Source organism: Hydrogenophaga sp. (assembly GCF_028698005.1).
Lineage (GTDB): Bacteria > Pseudomonadota > Gammaproteobacteria > Burkholderiales > Burkholderiaceae_C > Hydrogenophaga.
This window is the reverse complement of record NZ_JAQVEJ010000163.1, coordinates 1-6546: the sequence shown is the minus strand read 5'-3', so window position 1 is coordinate 6546 and position 6546 is coordinate 1. Positions and strand designations below refer to the sequence as shown.

The following is a 6546-nucleotide window of genomic DNA, read 5'->3' as shown; positions in this document are numbered from 1 at the left end:
ACACCAGCAGGATCAGGAACCAGTCGGCGGGACCGCCGGCATCGGTGAAGCCCGATGACGACACCCGGGCCATGACCACCAGCGCCACCACGCCGCCGAGCAGCCCCAACAGCTCGGACTGCACCAGGCGGCGCGAGACCAGCCCGCGCTCCCGCACCAGCAAGGCCACGAACGCGAGGAGGCCCAGCACGGCCACCAGCAGCATGACCCACAGCATCGGCCCCAGCATTTCCTGGAAAACGGCCAGGAACACCATCGGATCGAGTTCTTTCATGGTCCAACTCCTTGCTTCAGGCGCGACCGCGCAGCATGCTGATATAGGTTGGCTTGAGGGCCATGGTTTTCATCACCCAGCTGATCCACAACTCCTCCAGTGGTGCGATCACGCCGGGGAACGACATCACCAGGTTGTCCTGGTAGTCGAACTCGATCAGCATGGCGCGGCCCAGGCGCGTGATGAGCGGGCAGCTGGTGTAGCCGTTGTACATGTCTGCCGAGGGCTTGCCGGTGATGTCGCCCACGAGATGAGAGACGGCCACGGGCACCTGCCACTTCACGCTCGCGGCGGTCTTGCCTTTGGGCACACCGGCGATGTCGCCCACCGCGAACACTTCGGGGTAACGCTTGTGACGCAGCGTCTGCCGGTCCACCTCGGCCCAGCCGTCGGCCGCCCAGGGCCCCTCGGTCCAGGGCAGCGGGCTGTTGCGTACCACCTCGGGTGCGCGCATGGGTGGCACCACGTTGATGAAGTCGTAGCCCTGCTCCAGGGTGCCCGCCGGCGTCTTGTAGATGGCGATGCGCCGGTCCGGATCGATGGACTGGAGCACGTGCTCGTGGTGTACCTTCACGCCACGGTCCTGGAACAGCATGCGCACCTTCTCGGCCACGATGGGCACCCCGAACAGCGACTTGCTCTGCGCCATGTACATCAGTTCGGCCTTGCCACGGTTGCCCCGGCGGCGCAGGTGGTCGTCCGAGATGAAGGTGTATTTCAGGGGGGCACCGGCGCATTTCATCTCGCCCAGTGGCCGGCCGAACAGGCCGACACCCCCCGTATCGGCAAACTGGTTCAGGGCCTGCCAGGTGGCGGCTGCGGCCTGTGGGCTGTGGTAGATGCTGCCCAGGCCATTGGTGCCGATGCGCGTGGTGTCCATGCCCTCGATGGCACCGTAGTTCAACTCCAGCCCGGTGGCCAGGATGAGGAAGTCGTATGCCAGGCGCTTGCCGCTGTCGGTGACGACCGCTTTGCCCTCGGGGTCGATCTCGGCCACCTTCTCGGCGATCAGCTCGACCCCCTTCGGGATGTACTCGCTGGTGGACGAGATGACATAGCCCTGCGGCTTGACGCCGGCGGCGATCAGGGTGAAGCCGGGCTGGTAGTAGTGCGCCTTGCGACCATCGATGACGGTGATGTGGGCACCGTCGAGCAGGGCCGCCAGCCGGGACGCGGCCGTCAGGCCGGCTGCCCCACCACCGGCGATCACGATACGTGCCTGCGTCCTGGCTGGCTCGGCTGCCCGTGCCGGCATTGCCGTGGCGCCGGCGGCGCCCACCAGTGGCAGCGCACCCAGCCCGGCAAGCAGGCGGCGGCGCCCGGTCAGGTGGGCGATGTTGCGGGGTGTCGCATCGATGGTCATGCTTGTCTCCTTGCTCGATGTCATTGAATCACATATACATTACTATGTATAGTATTAATGATGAGCACGCCAACACCTTGATGTCTTGAGATTAGTCAAGAAATGTGGCGCTGCGGTATCCGAACCAGCGTGACGGATACCTGGCGCAGGGGCCTTAGGGGAACCACGCCGACGCCATGCGCAGGCCGGCCCACGTCAGCAGCAGAGAGCCGAACAGGTGCAGGGTAGCGTGAACCAGGGCCAGCAGCAAGCGCCCTTGCTGCAACAGCGCAATCCCCTCGGCCGAGAATGTCGAAAAGGTTGTCAGTGCGCCCAGGAAGCCGGTCACGATGGCGAGCCGCCAGACAGGATCGATCTGAGGTTGTGCCTGGAGCACGGCGATCACCACCCCGATCAGCCAGCCACCGATCCAGTTGGCGGCCAGCGTGCCCCAGGGGAGCAGCGCATCGCCCTGATTGAGCCAGAGGGCCAGCCTCCATCGCCCCAGCGCCCCCAGGCTGGCCCCGATGCAGATGGCAATCACTTGGTGCATGGGGTGTCGGTGCCGGGCGTCAGAACGGGGGCGAATCGTCGGCGGTATCCGCCGTGGCCGGCATGGCGCGGCCCTGGGTCAGGGTACCCGTGCCCGGGTTGGCTGCAGCCGACTGGCCGGCCGCTGTCAGCGGGTCGCTCGAGAGCTCGCCACCGAGCGCCTCGATCAGCGCCGGCATCAGCTGGCGCAACTCGCCCGTGCTCAGGGCCACATCGGTGTCGAAGCGGTCCTCGCCCTCGGTCGCGGGGCGGTCCTCGAACACGCCCTCCAGGAAGCTGAGCTTCTTCAGTTGCATCGACTCGGTCATGACAAAGCCGATGCGGCCTTCCCAGCTCAGGGCCAGGCGGGTGGGCAACTTGCCCTCGGCAATGTGTTTGCGCACCTCGTCATTGAGCAGATGGTGGCGGGTGAAGCGAACGACCGATTTTTCTTCGTCGTGCGATTTGAGTTCGCATTCGCGCTCCACCGCCAGGCCCGCCGGCCAGTCGTCGGGCGTCTCGGCCAGCAGCCACTGCGTCATGGCGGTCTGCGGCGTCATGGCGGTGTTCAACAGCGCGGCGGAAAAGCCGCTGAAGCACTGCACCAGCGAGCTCAGCACCTCGTCGTTTTTGCCCTGGCTGCCGGCATCGGTCACCAGCCAGCCATGCTCCAGGTCGATCCACACCCACACCTGGCTGCGACGGGCGAATGCCTGAGGCAGCAGGGCCAGCAGCGCATCCTCGCGCAGGGCCTTGGTCTCCTTCTTGCCGGGCTTGCGTCCGGTGGTGGCCTCGATGTGGTCGGCCGCTTCCTGCGCCTTCTCGCGCACCAGGGCGCCGGGAACCGCCTTGGTCTCGATCTGGAAGCGCAGGATGCGCTGGCCATCGACCGACTCGACCAGCGGGCCATGGGCTTGCCCGCGGGGCTCGACCCAGCCGAAGGATTTGTCCTGCGTGGCACCGCAGGGCGTGAAACGGGCCGCGTCCAGCGCCGTTTCCATGTCATCGAGCGTCGGTGCCCAGCCGGGCGCCAGACGGAAAAGGGTCACGTTCTTGAACACAGTATGAATAAGGTTGGCAAAGGCACGGGGCCTGTGATGGCCCAGGGGCCGGGGTCAGAGTTCTTCCACGCGCCGGGCCGGGTAGCTGTCCCAGGCCTGGCAACCGGGGCATTGCCAGAAGTGCTGGCGTGCCTCGAAGCCGCAGGCGGCACAGCGGTAGCGCTTGAGTGGCCCGCAGGCCTGCTCCAGCGCCAACATCACTGGTTGGCGCGCCTCGGCGTCGCTGAAGGTTTCGCCTTCGAGCCAACGTGTGGCCATGACCAGTGAAGGCTCCTGCCGCAGGTGGTCCAGGTAGCGCTGGCGCTGCTGCAGGCCGACCGGATCGAGGCTGGCCAGGGCTTCCGACACATCCAGCGAGGGGACACGCTCGTGCGCGGCTTCCAGCAGACGCTGCGCCTCGGCCTCGCGTCCGAGCTTGCGGGCGAGCTCCGCCAGGTTGTGGGCTGCCAGCGGCAGGGCCTGCGGGGCGTTGTCGGCCAGCCGCAGCAGGGCGTCGAATGCGCCGTTGGCATCGCCGATCTGCGAGCGCAGGGCTGAAATGGTCATCCAGCCGCGCGCCAGCGACGGTACGCGGGCCACGGCCTCGTCCAGCAATTTGAAGGCCTGCAGGGTGTTGCCGCTGCGCTGGGCCAGATCGGCCTCTTCGCACAGGTAGTGGGCCAGCCGGCCGGTGAAGCTGCCGGGCTGGGCCAGGTCGAGCTTCTCAGCCACGCGACGGGCTTGCGGCCAATCGCGTGAGCGCTCGTAAATCGACAGCAGCGCCAGCAGGGCCTCGCTTTCGAAATCGGAGCCTTCGAGCTTGACCAGCGCCGCCTCGGCGCGGTCAAGCAGGCCCGCCTTGAGGAAGTCGAGGGCCAGGGCGTGCTGGGCACGGTCGCGGTCCTTGCGCCCGATGTCCGAGCGCGCCAGCAGGTGTTCATGTACCCGGATCGCGCGGTCGTAGTCGCCCCGGCGTCGGAACAGGTTGCCCAGCGCGAAGTGCAACTCGGCAGTGTCGGGATCGCTTTGCACCGCTTCGATGAAGGCGTCGATGGCCTGGTCCTGCTGCTCGTTGAGCAGGTGGTTCAGACCCCGGAAATAGGCCCGAGGCGCATGCCGTCCGGCAATGCGCCACTGCCGCAGGTCCAGCCGCGATGCCACCCAGCCCAATGCGAAGGCCAGCGGCAGACCCCAGAGCAACCAGGTCAGGTCAAGTTCCATGGCGACGGGTGTCGACGGCGTCGGTGATGACTGTCGTGGTGCTGGGCGAGACGGTGGCCACAGGGGCCGGCGAAACGGGTGTGCTGGCCGGCGCCGCGGCCGTGTCGGCCACAGGAGCCTGATGCGCGCGGCGCGCACGCAGCCACAGGGGCAGCATCACGACCACGCCCAGCGCCACACCAATCAGCAGCGCCACGAACAGCGCCAGCACCAGAGGGGCCTGCCAGGACATGCCAAAGAACAGGTGCAGCGTCACCGGTGCCTGGTTGTTCAGGGCAAAGGCGAACAGCACAAAAAAAATGGCTGCGTTGAGCAGCCACATCAGGTATCTCATTCATCCCCTCTGTGGTGGGGACGATTGTACCGGTCACTCCGGTGCCCGGGGCTCCCGGCCGAGGATGGTGGCGGTGCGGGCGTCCACCTGTTCGCGCAGGGCCTTGCCCGGCTTGAAATGGGGGACGCGTTTCTCCGGAATCATGACGCTCTCGCCCGAGCGCGGGTTGCGCCCGATGCGCGGCGAGCGGCGGTTGACGGAGAAACTGCCGAAACCGCGGATCTCGATACGGTGGCCCCTGACCAGAGCGTCGCCCATGGCATCGAGTATGGCCTTGACGGCAAACTCGGCATCGCGGTGCGTGAGCTGGCTGAAGCGGCCAGCAAGCGCTTCTACGAGGTCGCTGCGGGTCATGGTCTTTCTTGTTACGGCTAACCGGAACGGGAATGGCCGGGGACAGGATGCCGGGGGCAGGCGATGGCCAGCCCCGGCATCCCATGCCGGGGGTAAGGATCAGTTGTTGCTGTCCAGCTTGGCCTTGAGCAGGGCGCCCAGGTTGGTGGTGCCGGCGTTGCCCACGTTCTGGTTCAGGCTGGCCATGGCTTCCTGCTGGTCGACGGCATCCTTGGCCTTGATCGACAGCTGGATGTTGCGGGTCTTGCGATCCACATTGACGACCACGGCCGACACTTCGTCGCCTTCCTTGAGCACGTTGCGGGCATCTTCGACGCGATCGCGGCTGATTTCGCTGGCGCGCAGGTAGCCCACCACGTCCTCGCCCAGATCGATCTCGGCGCCCTTGGCGTCCACGGTCTTGACCTTGCCGGTCACCACGGAGCCCTTGTCGTTGACCGACACGAAGGTGGTGAACGGGTCACCATCGAGCTGCTTGATGCCCAGGCTGATGCGCTCGCGCTCGACGTCGATGGCCAGCACGATGGCTTCGACTTCCTGGCCCTTCTTGTAGTTGCGCACGGCGACTTCGCCGGGTTCGTTCCAGGACAGGTCGGACAGGTGCACCAGGCCATCGATGCCGGCGGCCAGTCCCACGAACACGCCGAAGTCGGTGATCGACTTGATCGGGCCCTTGACGCGGTCGCCGCGCTTGGTGGTCTCGGCGAACTCGTGCCAGGGGTTGGCGCGGCACTGCTTCATGCCCAGGGAGATACGGCGCTTGTCTTCGTCGATGTCCAGCACCATGACTTCCACCTCGTCGCCCAGCGACACCAGCTTGGAGGGGGCCACGTTCTTGTTGGTCCAGTCCATCTCGGAGACGTGCACCAGGCCTTCGATGCCGGGCTCGAGCTCGACGAACGCGCCGTAGTCGGCGATGTTCGTGACCTTGCCGAACATGCGGGTGCCTTGCGGGTAGCGGCGCGACACGCCCAGCCAGGGGTCGTCACCCAGTTGCTTCAGACCCAGCGACACGCGTTGCTTCTCGGTGTCGAACTTGAGGATCTTGGCCGTGATTTCCTGGCCAGCCTGCACCACCTCGGAGGGATGGCGGACACGGCGCCAGGCCATATCGGTGATGTGCAGCAGGCCGTCGATACCGCCGAGGTCGACGAACGCACCGTATTCGGTGATGTTCTTGACCACGCCGTTGACAATGGCGCCTTCCTTCAGGGTTTCCATCAGCTTGGCGCGCTCTTCGCCCATGGAGGCTTCGACCACGGCGCGGCGGCTCAGCACCACGTTGTTGCGCTTGCGGTCGAGCTTGATGACCTTGAACTCCATGGTCTTGTTTTCGTACGGCGTCAGGTCCTTGGTCGGACGGCTGTCGACCAGCGAACCCGGCAGGAAGGCGCTGATGCCGTTGATCATGACCTTCAGGCCGCCCTTGACCTTGGTGCCGGTGGTGCCG

Annotated in this window: 8 protein-coding genes; all 8 read right to left on the bottom strand. The window is 66.2% G+C overall.

Features of this window, described 5'->3' with window-relative positions; genetic code table 11:
* Positions 1-274, bottom strand: a 274-nt coding sequence (locus tag PHQ87_RS13490) for a DUF5368 domain-containing protein (RefSeq protein WP_300235321.1), incomplete at its 3' end; no start/stop codon positions are given.
* 16 nt (positions 275-290) lie between these two features.
* Positions 291-1637, bottom strand: a complete 1347-nt coding sequence (locus PHQ87_RS13485; RefSeq protein ID WP_300235319.1) for an FAD/NAD(P)-binding oxidoreductase — start codon at positions 1635-1637, stop codon at positions 291-293.
* A 154-nt stretch (positions 1638-1791) separates the two neighbouring features.
* Positions 1792-2169, bottom strand: coding sequence for a fluoride efflux transporter CrcB (crcB, locus tag PHQ87_RS13480; protein ID WP_300235316.1), 378 nt, complete (start codon positions 2167-2169; stop codon positions 1792-1794).
* 19 nt (positions 2170-2188) lie between these two features.
* Positions 2189-3196, bottom strand: a complete 1008-nt coding sequence (locus PHQ87_RS13475) for a recombination-associated protein RdgC (RefSeq protein ID WP_300235313.1) — start codon at positions 3194-3196, stop codon at positions 2189-2191.
* Between the two features lie 66 nt (positions 3197-3262).
* Complete coding sequence (gene lapB / locus PHQ87_RS13470) at positions 3263-4408, bottom strand: lipopolysaccharide assembly protein LapB (RefSeq protein ID WP_300235310.1); 1146 nt, start codon at positions 4406-4408, stop codon at positions 3263-3265.
* Entirely contained in the window at positions 4398-4742 is a 345-nt protein-coding gene (locus tag PHQ87_RS13465) for a lipopolysaccharide assembly LapA domain-containing protein (protein ID WP_300235308.1), read from the bottom strand. The genes lapB and PHQ87_RS13465 overlap by 11 nt, the downstream gene beginning before the upstream one ends.
* Positions 4743-4775: 33 nt before the next feature.
* Positions 4776-5156, bottom strand: a complete 381-nt coding sequence (locus tag PHQ87_RS13460; RefSeq protein WP_300235324.1) for an integration host factor subunit beta — start codon at positions 5154-5156, stop codon at positions 4776-4778.
* Between the two features lie 39 nt (positions 5157-5195).
* A partial coding sequence (gene rpsA / locus PHQ87_RS13455; protein WP_300235305.1) for a 30S ribosomal protein S1 occupies positions 5196-6546 on the bottom strand: 1351 nt, incomplete at its 5' end.